The sequence below is a fragment of the Sporomusa aerivorans genome (assembly GCF_041428895.1).
Classification (GTDB): domain Bacteria; phylum Bacillota; class Negativicutes; order Sporomusales; family Sporomusaceae; genus Sporomusa; species Sporomusa aerivorans.
Window position 1 is genome coordinate 270,489 of the sequence record NZ_CP156926.1, and the last position, 15,475, is coordinate 285,963.

15 protein-coding genes are annotated in these 15,475 nt (G+C 49.0%); 13 read left to right on the forward strand and 2 right to left on the reverse strand.

Annotated elements, in window-relative coordinates:
- Window positions 1-85: 85 nt before the first annotated feature.
- Window positions 86-382: a hypothetical protein gene (locus SATMO3_RS01140; RefSeq protein WP_371376315.1), complete on the reverse strand. Its 297-nt coding sequence runs from the start codon at window positions 380-382 to the stop codon at window positions 86-88.
- 445 nt (window positions 383-827) lie between these two features.
- Between SATMO3_RS01140 and SATMO3_RS01145 the strand changes: the two genes are divergently transcribed.
- The 3 genes from SATMO3_RS01145 (at window position 828) to SATMO3_RS01155 (ending at window position 3,499) form a co-directional block, all read left to right on the forward strand.
- The gene (locus SATMO3_RS01145) at window positions 828-1,478 is read left to right on the forward strand and encodes a DUF3794 domain-containing protein (RefSeq protein ID WP_371376318.1); all 651 of its coding nucleotides are present in this window, start codon (window positions 828-830) and stop codon (window positions 1,476-1,478) included.
- Window positions 1,479-1,514: 36 nt separating this feature from the next.
- Window positions 1,515-2,474 (forward strand): SPOCS domain-containing protein, encoded by a 960-nt coding sequence (locus SATMO3_RS01150; protein WP_371376321.1) that lies wholly within the window; start codon window positions 1,515-1,517, stop codon window positions 2,472-2,474.
- A gap of 221 nt (window positions 2,475-2,695) precedes the next feature.
- Window positions 2,696-3,499, forward strand: coding sequence for a HipA family kinase (locus SATMO3_RS01155; RefSeq protein WP_371376324.1), 804 nt, complete (start codon window positions 2,696-2,698; stop codon window positions 3,497-3,499).
- On the opposite strand, the gene SATMO3_RS01160 is transcribed toward SATMO3_RS01155, so the two are convergent.
- Window positions 3,461-3,946, reverse strand: a complete 486-nt coding sequence (locus SATMO3_RS01160) for a L,D-transpeptidase (protein WP_371376327.1) — start codon at window positions 3,944-3,946, stop codon at window positions 3,461-3,463. The two genes, SATMO3_RS01155 and SATMO3_RS01160, sit on opposite strands and share 39 nt — an antisense overlap.
- A 143-nt stretch (window positions 3,947-4,089) precedes the next feature.
- Between SATMO3_RS01160 and SATMO3_RS01165 the strand changes: the two genes are divergently transcribed.
- The 10 genes from SATMO3_RS01165 to SATMO3_RS01210 all read left to right on the forward strand — a co-directional run bounded on the left by SATMO3_RS01165 (window position 4,090) and on the right by SATMO3_RS01210 (window position 15,431).
- A complete protein-coding gene (locus SATMO3_RS01165; RefSeq protein WP_371376330.1) occupies window positions 4,090-4,923 on the forward strand; it encodes a cyanophycinase in 834 nt (277 codons plus the stop codon).
- A gap of 16 nt (window positions 4,924-4,939) precedes the next feature.
- Complete coding sequence (gene cphA / locus SATMO3_RS01170) at window positions 4,940-7,606, forward strand: cyanophycin synthetase (RefSeq protein ID WP_371376333.1); 2,667 nt, start codon at window positions 4,940-4,942, stop codon at window positions 7,604-7,606.
- 92 nt (window positions 7,607-7,698) lie between these two features.
- The gene (locus SATMO3_RS01175) at window positions 7,699-8,172 is read left to right on the forward strand and encodes a chemotaxis protein CheW (protein WP_371376336.1); all 474 of its coding nucleotides are present in this window, start codon (window positions 7,699-7,701) and stop codon (window positions 8,170-8,172) included.
- A gap of 10 nt (window positions 8,173-8,182) precedes the next feature.
- Complete coding sequence (gene ispE, locus SATMO3_RS01180) at window positions 8,183-9,043, forward strand: 4-(cytidine 5'-diphospho)-2-C-methyl-D-erythritol kinase (RefSeq protein ID WP_371376339.1); 861 nt, start codon at window positions 8,183-8,185, stop codon at window positions 9,041-9,043.
- Window positions 9,044-9,052: 9 nt separating this feature from the next.
- Window positions 9,053-9,736, forward strand: a complete 684-nt coding sequence (locus SATMO3_RS01185; protein WP_371376342.1) for a GntR family transcriptional regulator — start codon at window positions 9,053-9,055, stop codon at window positions 9,734-9,736.
- A gap of 20 nt (window positions 9,737-9,756) precedes the next feature.
- Window positions 9,757-10,515: a nucleotidyltransferase family protein gene (locus tag SATMO3_RS01190; protein WP_371376344.1), complete on the forward strand. Its 759-nt coding sequence runs from the start codon at window positions 9,757-9,759 to the stop codon at window positions 10,513-10,515.
- Window positions 10,516-10,768: 253 nt separating this feature from the next.
- Window positions 10,769-11,587, forward strand: coding sequence for a pur operon repressor (gene purR / locus SATMO3_RS01195; RefSeq protein ID WP_371376347.1), 819 nt, complete (start codon window positions 10,769-10,771; stop codon window positions 11,585-11,587).
- A gap of 54 nt (window positions 11,588-11,641) precedes the next feature.
- A complete protein-coding gene (gene ilvA / locus SATMO3_RS01200) occupies window positions 11,642-12,862 on the forward strand; it encodes a threonine ammonia-lyase (protein ID WP_371376349.1) in 1,221 nt (406 codons plus the stop codon).
- A gap of 248 nt (window positions 12,863-13,110) precedes the next feature.
- Window positions 13,111-14,478 carry a bifunctional UDP-N-acetylglucosamine diphosphorylase/glucosamine-1-phosphate N-acetyltransferase GlmU gene (gene glmU / locus SATMO3_RS01205; protein ID WP_371376353.1) on the forward strand — a complete coding sequence of 456 codons (1,368 nt, stop codon included), beginning with the start codon at window positions 13,111-13,113 and terminating at the stop codon, window positions 14,476-14,478.
- Between the two features lie 5 nt (window positions 14,479-14,483).
- Window positions 14,484-15,431, forward strand: coding sequence for a ribose-phosphate diphosphokinase (locus tag SATMO3_RS01210; protein WP_371376356.1), 948 nt, complete (start codon window positions 14,484-14,486; stop codon window positions 15,429-15,431).
- The last annotated feature ends 44 nt before the right edge of the window (window positions 15,432-15,475 follow it).

Below are 15,475 nucleotides of genomic sequence, written 5' to 3' on the forward strand. Positions count from 1 at the left end.
TGATTATTCTACAACTGGGGGTATTTTTGCAATGTCCGTTTTTATTGGTTCACTTCACAGGAACGCGGGTTTTTCATTTTTGCTTTTACATGCACTTCGGGCAGCCGCCACGATGGAGGTGATAATCGAATTCATGGCCGCAGCAAGGACAGATTTTATATAGCCGGTAAGTGCAGAGTCTATAAAGCTTGTAATAGCATTTGAAGGTTTTTACGCATTCTTTTGTTGGCTGGCACTCCATTTGGGGAACGCAGCAGGACATATCCATATCCTGGCAATCGTCGGTATCGCATTTGTCCATGTCACCGTATTTGTCCATGCAGCCATATTTGGAATAGTTGTCATCATGCTTCCAATAGGGAGACTTTTTGTAAGCCTTCATCAATCACAGTACCTCCTTATATTAACTAAGTAGCAGACTTTCACCCGGAAGAGGAAAGTATCTGTTATATCCTATGAAAAGTACCGGAAAAGTGTTATGTAGTTTTCCAACCCGGTCCTAACTTTTTGCTGAAAGACTGTACATTTCTTTTAGCATCAGAACAATATAGCTCTTGGTTTTGCCAGGGCTGGGACGGAAGCGGTGTTTTCTTTAGCAAAATTCGGCAGACAGGCACTGGCTTTGCGGTATTGGACGATTATTTTTGCCAATATACCGCTTTCTTAAGTCATGTTTTGCTGCAAAGAATCATAGTTATAATTTAGAAATTGCCTGTAGGAGGAATAGTCTTAAGGATGTACCGCCTTCTGCCATTTTTTGATTTGTTGTCACATAAAAATTAGTGCAGGCATATATATAACTAGAATATACAAAGGGGGGAATCTGCATGAGCGATAGAGCCATTAACGACAAGTGCACCCTGGGAGCGCAAACAGGTACGATTATTGTCCGGCAGATAGTGGGAGAAAAAGAGAAGCAAAAAGCTCTGGATATTCATATAACTGTGCCGGAAAATAAGCCTTCAATTGAACAAATTGTCGATGTGTTTGTTAAAGATGTGGAAGTAAATAGCATTGACGTTATTACGGATAAAGTTATTGTACGGGGAGAATTTGAAATCAAGGCCATCTATGTGGCAGATCTGCCGAATCGACCTGTTCATGCCGTCCATATCAAGCATTACAAGTGGACACAGGATATTGACATTCCAGGAGCACGCCGCGGCATGGATGCCGAAGCCAGTGTGGTTGTCGAGTTTGTTGATTATGATGTGGATGATCATTATCGGGCCTACAAGTATAAGAATTTTGATCCCATTGATTGTGATGAAGAAGATGATGACGATCACCACGACTGCCATGACCATGACAGCGATTCCGAAGATGAGGACTGCGACGACCATCATCACCACCACCATCACCACCATATTTGCCGCGAGTTTGATGTATCGGTTATCCTCAAAGTCACCGCCAAAGTTATGACCGACCGGGAAGTAACAATCGGAACCGGTACTCTGCCGACCAAACCGAAAGGCTAAACGAAATAGCATTATCACAAAAAGGGGGGGGAGACAATGGACGAAAAAACAAGAGTGGTTTCGGCCTCAACCGATACGTTAAATACAACGACGAAAGTTGTAACAGGTTCTACCACGGTTGAGAGTGCTGAACTGATATGCGGCTGCCCGGAACCTGGACCGGAAACAATTGAGGTTGAGCAGGTCTTAGGTGCGGAAATGGCGCAACGGGTCGTCGAGCTGGATATGTTCGTCCCCGCAGGAGAACCAGATATTCAACAGGTTATTGACGTTTATGTAAAAGACCTGGAAATAAAGAAGATTGATGTAATCCGGGATAAGGTTATTGTACGCGGCGATTTAGAAGTCAAGGTCATGTATGTGGCTGATTTGCCGGATGAACCGGTTCACGCCTATGAGAAGAAACACATCCGCTGGACCCGGGATATTGAAGTTGACGGCGCCGAGCCGGATATGAAGGCAACAGCCGACGTAGTGGTGGAATTTGTCGACTATGATTTTCATTGCCACCATGACAGGCGAAAAGTACACATTACCATTGTATTAAAAGTTTGGGTCAGAGTGGTAACTACCACCGAAATGGATGTTTATGCCCTGAGCCCTATTGATGAAGTCGGCATTATAGAGAATACTACGGCCAGTACCTCCAGTTCAGATCATGCCAGTGCCAGCAAATTTAGTGATGAGACTGTATCGGCCGCTGAGACGGGAGGCGGCAACATAGAAGCTTTCGGTGAGGAAAATCTCCTCGTTACAGGCCCCATGACGCCAACGGCAGGCAAGCCTACCGGTGTCAGCGGCGCAGTAACTGTCAGCGGTAATGTGGTTAATGTCCGCACAGGTCCGGGTACAAATTTCCCGGTAGTCGCCAAGGTGAAAAGAAATGATACATTAACAGTTAAGGAACAGGCTTTTGGCTGGTACAAAGTGGTATTACCCGATGGTTCAACTACCGGCTGGATCGCCAGCTGGCTGGTAACTGGTGCGGCTGGTTAATCAATAAGGGTAAAAGAAACGACCCAGGGATAGCGAAAATCCCTGGGTATTGTTTTCCTGAATAAAAATAATCGCAATACCGGTTTGAGCTTGCGGCTCTGCCAGGAGGTCCGGCACTGGCTATGCTTTCTGGGAAATACTTTTGGACGCTATTTTCGGATCGGCCTGTGTTCGGTGGACATGACCGTTTCTTTAGAGTTAGGAAGAGAGGAGTGGACTCCATGTTTCGAGCTTTGGAATACTTAGGCCCGGTCGGTCTGGGAGCTACATCGCCCCAGTTGTTCCGGGCGGAAACCGCCGGCGGTGAGAGAAAAGTCTGCGTAGTTAAGCTGTCTGCCAACCGGCTTGGTTATAAGGTGCTGGTTAATGAATTACTGGCTGCGAGGTTTGGCCAGTGGCTGACATTGTGTTTCCCGGCAGGCGGAATTATTGAAATACCGGCGGAAGTTATGAAAAAAAGCCGGCGTTTGACGGCCGCGGGCGTCAAACCGGGGCTGCATTTTGGCTGTGAATATTTAAGCAGGGCGGGCTATGTAAATAAATATAATTTGCATCGGGCAACAAATAAAGAACAAATGGCCGGCGTCATGCTGTTTGACCACTTGTTCCATAACCCCGACCGTACCATAAACCGCAAGAACCTTCTTATACGAAGGGAGCGGGATGGGTATAAACTGTATGCTATTGATAATTCTCATTTATTTCGCCGCGGCAAATGGACTATCGGTATGCTGCGGGAACTGACAGATACAATTACGATAAATCACCGCCGCTCTTATGGCGTACTGCTGAAATATTATTTGCATTCCGCACAGTTTCTGCAGTATGCCAAGAAAGTTACCGAGATTCCCCGGGAACTTTTTTCGCAGTTTGTTCAGGATATTCCCAGGGAATGGCTCCCCGAGCAGGAGGAACGCCAGGCGTTGCTCGAGTATATTACCGCCCGGAGCGACAAAGCTTATTGGGTGGCCGAAAAGTTATCTGAGCTAATCCCTGATATAAATCGGCGTTCCAATATTCACTAATGTGAACAACTCTTCTGCATGGGCATTGTGCATTCGTATACAGCCGTTAGAAACCATTTTTCCAATTAGCCAGGGAGCGTTGGTACCATGAACGCCGTAAGCGTCATAATTCAGTCCCATCCAGCGCGTGCCCAGGACGCCGCCGGGATTGGAAATCTTTGTGGCGATGGCATAATTGCCCACCGGGGTTGGCGTAGCAGGCTTGCCAATTGCGACAGGGTATTGACGGACCGGGCTGTTGCCATCAAATAAAGTAAGCTGGCGTTGTGATTTTACCAGTAAAATGTTTGCCCGCGACAGGGTAAAGTTCGCTCTGGCAGTTGTGGGGACAGGGGTTACCTCCATTGTACTGGCTGGCTGACTCTGGCAATATGTTACATAATTCTCACCTTCGGCAAAAGTGAGTCTGCTTAAAGAACCGGGTAAATATATTGTCCTGACTTTCATAGCGCTCCAACCTCCGTTTTATCCTAATTTCTGCTTCATTATATTCTGTGCTCATTAAATTGGTTAGCAAACCTGTTGTATAAAGAGTGTATATTCTTGGTAAAAATAGGAGTAAAGGTAAAAAACAGGAGCTCTAAGAGAAAATGGCTGAAAAAACAGAAACAAATAATACTGTATCAGGTAGTCTGCTGATTATTGGGGGGCATGAAGATAAATCCGGTGCTTGTCTGATTCTAAGGCGCTTTATCGATATGGCCGGCGGCCGGGACAGCCGCATTGTGGTTATCGCCACGGCAACCGGTCAACCGCGTACGGTTGGTAATGAATACCGGGAGTTATTTTCTTCCATGGGTGCTTCAGCCGTTCAAATCATGGCGGTTGCCAACCGGGAAACGGCCAATCAAAAGGAACAGGCCGAGATAATAAAAAATGCTAGCGGCATATTCTTTACAGGCGGCGACCAACTGCGGCTGACAAGTATTTTGGGAGGCTCGGCAGTAGACGCCGCTCTTCGTGCTGTCTACAGGCAGGGAGCCGTTATTGCCGGCACAAGCGCGGGAGCGTCAGTCATGAGTGAGACTATGATTGTCGGTGGCCATTCTAATGATTCTCCGAAAAAGTCTTCGCTGAGTATGGCTCATGGTATGGGATTTCTGAGTGAGGCTGTTATTGATCAGCATTTTGCCCAGCGAGGACGGATTAACCGTCTTTTAGCCGCTGTAGCTCAGAATCCACACGTTCTGGGGATTGGGATTGATGAAGATACGGCCTTGGTGGTCGGCCCTGATCTGGTATGCTCGGTCATTGGTTCACAGTCGGTGACTATTCTTGACGGCAAACATATAATTTACTCTAATATTTCCGAGTCTAACCGCAGTCAGCCTTTGGCAATATCCAATGTTCTGCTGCATATTTTACCTTCAGGTTTTGGCTTTGATCTCAATCTGAGGCTGCCTATCGAGTTTGATTCCAACTAACTTAGGGGGATTTATCATGCAATTACTTGCTGCCCGCCATATCACCGGTCCAAATATCTATAGCTACCGGCCAGTCATTAAGGTGATACTTGATATCGGTGTCTATGATGAAATAGCGAGCAATGCCATTGTTGGCTTTGTCAATCGGTTATTATTATTACTGCCGGGATTGTCCCAGCACGCCTGTTCGCGGGGATACCCGGGTGGTTTTGTGGAACGCCTGCAGGAGGGTACCTATATGGCGCATATTTTTGAACACGTGGCGCTGGAAATGCAGGCAATGGCTGGAGACGAGTACGTGTCAGGCTTTGGCAAGACACGCGGCGCAGGCCGCCGGGGGGTCTATAATATTGTATTCGGCTCCAGATCGGGCCCGGTTGGACTGGCTGCCGCCGAAGGCGCCTACCAGTTGCTTACGGCGGTACTTGCCGGCCAGGCTTTTAATGTTTCCGAATGGATTGCCCGGCTAAAAAAAACTGGCGATGATGCAAAGCTGGGACCAAGTACACAGGCAATTTACGAGGCGGCCCGGCGACGTGGCATTCCGGTTTTTCGCCCGGATTATGACACCAATTTTCTCCTGTTAGGTTACGGCAGCAAGCAGGAGCGAATATGGGCCTCTACTACCAGTCGGACAAGCTCGGTGGCCGTTGACCTGGCCGGTGACAAATTCTTAACGAATAAGATTCTGCGGCAAAATGCCGTGCCGGTGCCGGCGGGAGTAGTTGTTGGCACTAAGGACGAGGCTATTGCGGCCTTTGCCGATATTGGCCCACCTGTTGTGGTCAAGCCGGCAGGCGGGAATCATGGCAAGGGAGTTACGTTAAATATTCTTTCTCAAAACGAGCTTGAACAGGCCTTTGCGTTAGCTGCGGAATATGACGGCCGGGTCCTTGTGGAAGAATATGTAACCGGTCGTCAATACCGGTTATGTGTTGTTAATGGGAGATTAGCGGCAGGCGCTGAGCGGATACCGGCGCATGTTATCGGCGATGGCCGGCATACCATTGCCGAACTCGTAGCTATCGTCAACCAGGATCCGGCCCGCGGCTGCGGCCACAGCCGCCCGCTAACCAGGCTGGAAATCAATGATGCCGCTAACCTGACGCTGGCCAAACAAAGGCTGACTCAGCATTCTGTGCCAAACGCTGGCCAAACCGTTTATATCCGTGACAACGCCAACCTGAGCGCAGGTGCTACGGCACAAGACGTCACAGACTTTATCCACGCGGAAACGGTACAACAGGTTGAAAGAGCCGTGCGGCTGATTGATCTGGACGTGGCCGGTGTTGACTTGGTTATCCCTGATATTTCTCAGCCGCTTGCTGACGGCAATGGGGCTATCATTGAAATTAATGCCGCCCCGGGCTTAAGAATGCATCAATATCCAAGCATAGGAACAGCCCGCGATGTTGGCGCGGCGATTGTTGATTATCTGTTTCCCGCCGGCTCTGACGGGCGGATTCCCATTATAGCCGTTACCGGTACAAATGGTAAAACAACCGTTACCCGGCTTATTACACATATTTTTCGACAAGCAGGGTATAAGACCGGCATGACTAGTTCTGACGGTATCTATGTTGATCAGGAATGTGTGGCTCATGGCGATACCTCCGGTCCGGCCAGCGCAGCTATTGTTCTGGCAGATCCTGCTGTAGAGGCGGCCATTCTGGAGGTGGCCCGCGGCGGCATTATCCGGGGTGGACTGGGCTATGACAACGCCAATGTTGGTATAATTACCAATATAACCGAAGATCATATTGGCCAGGATGGCATAGAGGACATGGAAGACTTGGCCTATGTAAAGTCTCTGGTGATTGAAACCGTGCTGCCGGATGGTTGTGTGCTGCTAAATGCGGATGATAGCCGGGTTGCCGCCCTCAGACCAAGAGCGAAAGCTAAGATTGTATATTTCAGTATCCGGCCAGACAATATAATTGTCAGACGCCATCTGGGGGAAGGCGGCAAGGCTTGTTTTGTAAAGAATGGCATGATCTATTTCGCCGATGGCAATCGTGAACAAGCCATTATTAAAATAGTGGATGTGCCTCTGACGCTTGAGGGGTATGCGCAGCATAATATTCAAAACACGGTAATTGCCGCTGCTGCCTGTTGGTCGCAGGGAATAGGACGGGAAATTATCTGCAAAGGTTTGATAAGTTTCTGTGAGAATCCCGGCAGACTGATGCTTATGGATGTAAATGATTTTCAGGTTTGCGTTGATTATGCGCATAATCCTGCCGGTTGCCAGGCGCTTGTCAGCACTTTGCAGCGTTTTAATCCCGGCCGGCTGGTCGGAGTGATTGCCGCACCGGGTGACCGGCGCGATGATGTTATTGTGAGCCTGGGAAGGTCCGCAGGCCGGGGCTTTGACATTGTCTACATTAAAGAGGATTATGATTTACGCGGACGAAAGCCCGGAGAGACTGCAGCTTTGTTAATGCAAGGAGTGCGGGAAGCCGGGCTGGCCCCCGATCATATTATCACAGTGCTTAATGAACGGGACGCTGTGGCTGCCGCTCTTAAGCAGGCGCAGGCAGGCGACTTGATTGCCGTGTTCTTCGAGCAGTACGAAACGGTTATGGGTACGATAAACGAGTTTATGGAACAAAGGCCTGGCAATACCGGGCCAATACCTCCCTATCAGGAATTGGTTGTTGCGGGTGTAAGGGCGGAAGGTTAACGAAAAAATTGCTAAAACCTGGTTGACAGTTGCAGGCAATGGTCTGAACAGGTAGAATATAGTAATATAGATTGTCTGTGGAGGTGTTCCGGATGGAAATCAATACAACTGCCGATCAGGAACTGCAATTGGTAATATTCCGGCTGGCCCAGGAAGAATATGGCCTGCCTATTACCAAAGTACAAGAAATTAACCGTCTGGTTCCTATTACTAAGCTCCCGCAAACACCGGTGTTTATGGAAGGAATTATCAACTTGCGCGGGCGTATTATTCCTGTGGTCGATCTTAGAAAGCGTTTTGGGCTCGAGGTTTCCGACTATGACGACGATAGCAGGATTATTATCGTAGAAGTAAACGGGCAGACTGTCGGTATAATTGTCGACGCTGTCGCCGAGGTGGTAAGGCTGTCGGCCGCGAGCGTAGAACCGCCGCCGCCGACATTTATCCTGGATGCCAAGTATATCCAGGGTGTGGGTAAGCTGGATGGACGGCTGCTCATTTTGCTGGAGATTGATCAAATTCTCACTTCGCAAGAAACTATTGCATTAAGGCAGCTCAGTGCGTAGGAACCCGGACGTGCTGACACTGAAAGCCTATGCCAAAATTAATTTAGCACTGGATGTTCTCTATAAAAGATCTGACGGATTTCATGAAGTAGCTATGGTTATGCAGGCCGTAAGTCTTTGCGATACGGTAAGTTTAACCAGTTATCCCGGTGAAATTATCCTTACCGTGAGTCGGGCTGATTTGCCGGCAGATGCCAGCAATTTAGCCTACCGGGCGGCAGCCTTGCTTAAAGAATATACTGGTTGCCGGCAAGGGGCTTGCATTACGCTGGACAAGCAGATTCCCTTGGCCGCCGGTTTAGCCGGCGGCAGTGCGGATGCTGCTGCTGTGCTCAAAGGTCTTAATATCCTTTGGGATCTTGGGCTTAGCGGGGAGGAACTCAGCAGACTGGCCGCCAGGCTCGGTTCTGACGTGCCTTTTTGCCTGTGTAACGGCACTATGCTGGCTACCGGGCGGGGAGAGATCCTATCGCCGCTGCCGCCAATGCCAGCCTGTTATGTTGTTCTTGCCAAGCCGCCGGTAGAGGTGCCGACAGCCTGGGTATATCAGCAGTTTAAGGCTGACCGGGTTGCAGTACGGCCTGACATCGCGGGTATGTGTAAAGAGCTTGAACAGGGCAGTCTTGCCGGTGTGGCCGGTAAACTGGCTAACGTGCTCGAGAATGTTACAATTCCGGCTCATCCGGAAATTGCCCGGATCAAAGAATGTATGCTTGAGGCCGGTGCTATGGCAGCCCTGATGTCAGGCAGCGGACCTACGGTATTTGGTCTTGCCGGCAGTCAGGATCAGGCGGAAGTTATTGCCAGCCGCCTTAAAGCCGAAAAAGTGCCTGAGATATTTGTGGCAGAAACTGTTTGGAAGATGGAGTGATCAGTAATTGTGGAGAGGCGATTAGTACCTATCAAATTAGACAGCTATAAACCACTCAGAGAAGTGGTGGCTGAAACGTTACGGGAAGCCATTGTCAATGGCACACTGAACCCTGGTGAGCGCTTAATGGAAATTCAGCTGGCCGAGGAATTGGGCGTAAGCCGGACGCCGGTGCGGGAAGCTATCCGCAAACTGGAGCTGGAAGGCTTTGTTGTCATGCTCCCGCGGCGTGGTACCTATGTGGCGGATTTATCCATAAAAGATATTAACGAGGTTTTTGAAATACGTACGGCGCTTGATGTGCTGGCAGCCGGACTGGCTGTGGAGCGGATTACCGAAGACGAGCTTGAGCAGCTCGAACGGCTTCTGGTTGAAATTGGTGAATTGCTTGATACCGATGACACCGATAAAATTGTTGAAGTCGACAGCCAGTTCCATGATGTGTTATACCGGGCCAGCCGTAATGACCGACTTGTGGGTATTATTAATAATCTAAGAGAGCAATTTACCCGTTTTCGCTCGATATCCATTCAGTATCCAGGCCGGATGCAAAAATCGGTGGAAGAGCACCGGCGTCTGGTAGAGGCTATTGCCAGCCGCGATACCGATCTGGCGCAGCAAATAGCCCGTGAGCACATGGAAAATTCGGAACAGACACTGCTGCAGGACTTGAACGAACGCCGTCACGCTTAGTACCCAAAGGAGTGTACATAATGTATGATGCCATAATCCTGGCTGGTGGCGAAAACAATGAGCCTTTAACCCGCTATACATCCCAGCCGTATGAAGCTATGATTGATATAGCGGGTAAGCCTATGGTGGAGTTTGTGGCCTGGGCGCTAGCGGCCAGTCCGCATGTCTCCCGCATTTTTGTAGCCGGTCCGGCGGAGGAGTTGGCTAAATGTTCGTTTCCGGTTAAAACTATCATTCTGACCGGAGGCCGGACAATCATGGAGACCATCAGTATAGGTATGGAAGCATTAGGACATGAAAATTTGGCGCTGGTTGTAACGGCGGATATTCCGCTTCTGACACCGGCGGCTATCAATGATTTTTTAGATCAGTGCGCCAGTGTCAGTGCCGATTTGTATTATCCTATCGTTACGAAAGCCGATAACGAACGGCGTTTCCCGGGAAACAAACGAACCTATGTGCGTTTGCAGGAAGGAACGTTTACCGGCGGCAATATCTTTTTGGTTAATCCCCGGATTGTTCCCCAATGCATGCAGGTTGCTGAGCGTATTATTGCCAATCGTAAAAATCCGTTTAAACTATGCTGTCAGTTAGGCTGGACTTTTGTTGTACAGTTTATTTTTGGTTTGCTTAAACTTGATCAGGTGGAAAAACGCGTAAGCGATATACTGGGAATCAAGGGTGCAGTTATCCGTTCCCAGTATGCCGAACTGGGAATTGATGTTGATAAACCGAGTGATTTGGAGTTAGTTCGAAATTGTTTTACGCAAGGTTGTTGACGAAACGCGGGTTTTCCGCGTTTTTTGCATATATAGTAACCTATAAAGATTTACCAGGCAGGGTATTGGTAAAGGGCAGGTTAAGCGTCGGCGGCGGAGTCCATATCCTGCTCGGAAGAAAGGTTTTATTGGATTTCCTATATATAAAAATTTTTGCCTATGGCAGGAATTGCAGTATCTGTAGAGAATGTGAATAAAAAACTATATTTAGGAGAAAATATTCGGTATTTCCCTGATTGTGGAGGCAGTAAACATGGATAAAGTACGGAAAATGGAACGGGTCGCTGCATTAACCAAGATTATGGCAGACCGCCCCCGGCATTTATTTTCACTTAGCTACTTCAGTGAATTATTTGGTGCTGCTAAATCAACTGTCTGCGAAGATATTACTACGATAAAAGAGACCATGGGGCATTTTGGTCTAGGTATCATTGAGACGGTTGCCGGGGCTGCCGGCGGCGTTCGTTTCATCCCTACGGCATCTCCCGCTGAAACTGACGGCATCCTGCATGAAATGGCCCGCCGGCTGGCCGAGCCCGACCGTGTAATTCCCGGCGGTTTCTTATATATGTCAGACTTACTGTTTACGCCTCATCTTATGGTCAAAGTGGGAGAAATTTTTATGGACCGGCTGGCCCACTTGTCGCCTGACTACATATTAACTGTTGAGACCAAAGGGATACCGTTGGCTTTCATGACGGCCCGGGCCTTTGATTTACCGCTGATTACAGTACGGCGCGGCAGCAAGGTAACCGAAGGCTCTGCTGTCAGCATTAACTATGTGACAGGCTCGTCCCGGCGCATTCAAACCATGTCGCTGCCCAAACGGGCTTTGCCGGGTGGCGCACGGGTACTCATCATCGACGATTTTATGAAAGCAGGCGGTACGGCGCGGGGGATGGTTGATCTTGCCCACGAGGTAGGCGCTGAGGTAACAGGTATTGGTGTACTGGTGGCCACTGCCGAGCCTGAACACAAATTGGTGGAAGACTATCTGGCGCTGCTCATTTTACATGCTGTTGATGAACATACTAAAGTAACAGACATCAGGCCTGTTTTAACGACCGGCTGATATTGCGCAGGGTGAGACAGTTACCCTACTACCATTTTGTAAGGGGGAAAAAGTGTGTTTGCTACTACAGAGGCTGTAACCCTAACAGATATAGAAAAAGCCCGTGAGGCCTTACAGGGTGTTATTCATCATACTACACTGGATAAAAGCAGTACATTTAGCTCGCTGACTGGCTGTGAAGTTTTTTTAAAGTTGGAAAATCTGCAAAAAACCGGGTCATTTAAAATCCGGGGCGCTTATAATAAAATAAACAATCTAACCCCTGAGGAGAGAGCTCACGGGGTTATCGCCGCTTCTGCCGGCAATCATGCCCAGGGGGTGGCTTATGGCGCCAGTCAGGCCGGAATTAAGGCTACCATTGTCATGCCGGAGATTGCTCCCCTGTCCAAAATTACGGCTACCCGGGGCTATGGAGCCGAGGTCGTTTTGGCCGGTGGCGTATATGATGAGGCCTATAATAAAGCCGTAGAGATTCAGGCCGAAACCGGGCAGACCTTTATCCATGCTTTTAACGACCCTTATGTTATTGCCGGCCAGGGTACCATCGGCTTGGAAATCCTCAAAGATCTTGAGGATGTAGACGCTATTGTCGTACCAATTGGCGGCGGCGGGATGATTGCCGGTATTGCGGTAGCCGTAAAAGAAATGGCGCCGCATGTCAAGATATACGGAGTTCAGGCGCAGGGTGCGCCGGCCATGTATATGTCGAAAAAAGCGCACACCATAAAAACTACTCGGGACGCCGAAACTTTTGCCGATGGAATTGCTGTCAAAGTACCGGGAGATATTACATTCTCCCTGATTGATAAATATGTCGATGACATTGTTGTTATCGACGATGAGGCGATTGCCAGTACCATTCTGATGTTGCTGGAGCGGGCCAAGCTTATGGTTGAGGGAGCCGGAGCAACCAGTCTGGCTGCAATTCTGCATGATAAAATACCGGCAAAAGGAAAAATCGCCAGTGTCATATCCGGCGGGAATGTGGATGTCAACTTTATATCGCGGATCATCGAACGCGGGTTAGTAAAGGCTGGCCGGCGCGTTCGCCTGCAGACTGTTGTTGTCGACAGACCTGGCAGCTTACAGCGTCTGTTAGCTGTTATTGCCCGGGTACAGGCCAATGTGCTGTATGTATCCCATGACCGTGTTGAACGGCATGTACCTCTTGGGCAGGCAGTTGTTGAAATAGGGCTCGAAACCCGCGATGTTCTTCATACCGAACATATAATGGCATCAATGCGTCAAGAAGGATATAATGTACGGATAATTTAATACTCCCTGGTGAAAGCCGCTAAAGATTTTCTTCTAAAAATGTGTTAGCAACGCTTGGCGCTAACGTTTAACCGCAGCTTTATCTAATACACTGATTAATAAATCTTTATTGGCTACCAGGATAATAACGAAAAAAATGTTCATTTATAAAGGATTTTTGACGTTATTGTCGAAAGGGTAGTAGTTATTTGGTTACAACTGACCTAACCAGAGATTGCACACGGCAATCGCGAATGGAGGTATATTTGATGTCACAACTGATGGCCGTTATCCTGGCAGCGGGTAAAGGAACAAGGATGAAGTCGACTTTGCCTAAAGTACTGCATAGGGTAGGCGGCAAGCCCATGGTTCAGCATGTGCTTGGAGCAGCGAATTTTGCCGGTGCCGCCAAAAGTGTTGTCATTGTCGGTTTTGGCGCGGAAAGCGTTACCGAGGCTTTGACCGGACAGGCGGAATTCGCCGTTCAGGCTGAACAATTGGGAACAGGGCACGCCGTTATGCAGGCTAAACCGCAATTGGCCAATTTTAACGGTACGGTTATGGTGCTGTGCGGCGATACGCCGCTGTTGACAGGTGAACTTCTACAAAAACTTTATCGTGAGCATACTAAGGCGCAGGCGGCGGCAACCGTGCTGACAGCCGTTATGCCCGATCCGGCCGGTTATGGACGGGTGATTCGCAATACTGACGGCCAGGTTGTTAAGATCGTCGAGCATAAGGATGCCAGTCCGGCTGAACTGGCCGTGCGGGAAATCAACACCGGCATCTATTGCTTTGCGGCGGGACTTCTGCTTAAAGCGCTGGATAGCCTGACTTGCAATAACTCGCAGGGGGAGTACTACCTTACCGACGTTATTGCCATATTGAACAATCAGGGAGAAAAAGTGTGGGCGGTAAACGCCGATGATTACCGGGAGACACTGGGTATAAATTCCCGGGTGCAACTGGCTGAGGCGGAGGGAATCATCAGGCGCCGCAAACTGGAAATCCTTATGGAAAATGGCGTTACCATCATGGATCCGAACAGCACCTTCATTGATGCTCAGGTGGAGATTGGGCCGGATACTGTTATTTATCCTTTCACCTGGATTCAGGGCCAAAGCAAGATTGGCGCAAACTCGGTGATCGGACCCAGCAGCCGGCTGTCCGACACGGTTGTGGGGGCGCAGGCTACCATTCATTTTACCTATGCGCATGACTGTGTTATCGGCAATCAGGTAACAGTCGGTCCTTATGTGCATTTAAGGCCTCAGACAGTGCTTGCCGACGGGGTCAAAATCGGCAATTTTGTCGAAGTAAAAAACACCGTTGTCGGTGAAAAAAGTAAAATACCTCATCTTAGTTACATCGGCGACACCGATATGGGCGCCGGTGTCAACATTGGTTCCGGTACAATTACTGTGAATTATGACGGTGTTCATAAACATCGCACTACCATTGAAGATAACGCCTTTATCGGCTGTAATACCAATTTAGTGGCACCGGTTACGGTTGGCCGCGGTTCCTATGTGGCGGCAGGTTCAACAATTACCAAAAACGTTCCCCCTGGCTCACTGGGCGTAGCTCGCGCCCGGCAAAACAATATCGAGGGCTGGGCGGAAAAACAGCGGAGGTAAGAAAAATGGAAGACACAAAAAGACTACGAATATTCAGCGGTAACGCCAATCCCCTTCTGGCTCAGGAAATTGCCGCTTATCTTGGCTTGACAGTAGGGGATGCTTTTGTCGGCAGATTCAATAACGGCGAAATACAAGTCATGATTGATGAAAGCGTGCGCGGTACCGATGTGTTCATCATTCAGCCGACCAGCTATCCTGTCAATGATAATATGATGGAACTCTTAATTATGATTGATGCCGTTAAACGGGCTTCGGCCAGAAATATCACCGCTGTTATTCCTTACTATGCATATGCCCGTCAGGACAGGAAAACACGTGGCCGGGAACCTATCTCAGCTAAGCTGATGGCGAACCTTTTGACTGTTGCCGGTGCAACCAGGGTTGTTACCATGGACCTTCACGCCGGACAGATTCAGGGCTTCTTTGATATTCCGGTGGATAATTTGCCAGGTGTGCCAACCCTGGCTGAATATGTTATGTCTTTGAATCTGGAGGATCTGGTTGTTGTATCGCCTGATCTGGGCGGGGTGTCCAGAGCCCGCCTGTTTGCCGATCGTGTGCATGCGCCGATCGCAATCATAGAAAAACGTCGTCCGGCACCGGGCGTAGCTGAAGTTATGAACTTAATCGGCAGTGTGGAAGGAAAAACAGCGGTCATTGTTGACGATATTGTTGACACCGCCGGTTCGCTGACCGAGGGAGCCAACGCTCTTGCCAGAATGGGGGCCAAAGCGGTATATGCCTGCTGTACGCATGCCGTTTTAAGCGACCCCGCCGTTGAGCGGATTGAAAAATCCAATATTACCGAACTTATTGTTACAAATACCATCCCTATGCCGGAAGCCAAATGTACTCCCAAAATTAAAGTGTTATCGGTTGCGCCGTTATTGGGCGAAGCCATTATCAGGATCTTTGGCGAGTTGTCCGTCAGCAAATTGTTTGACGACTAAAATCCGGTTTTCACCGGGTACTGAAGACGTATAACGGAGGTAGT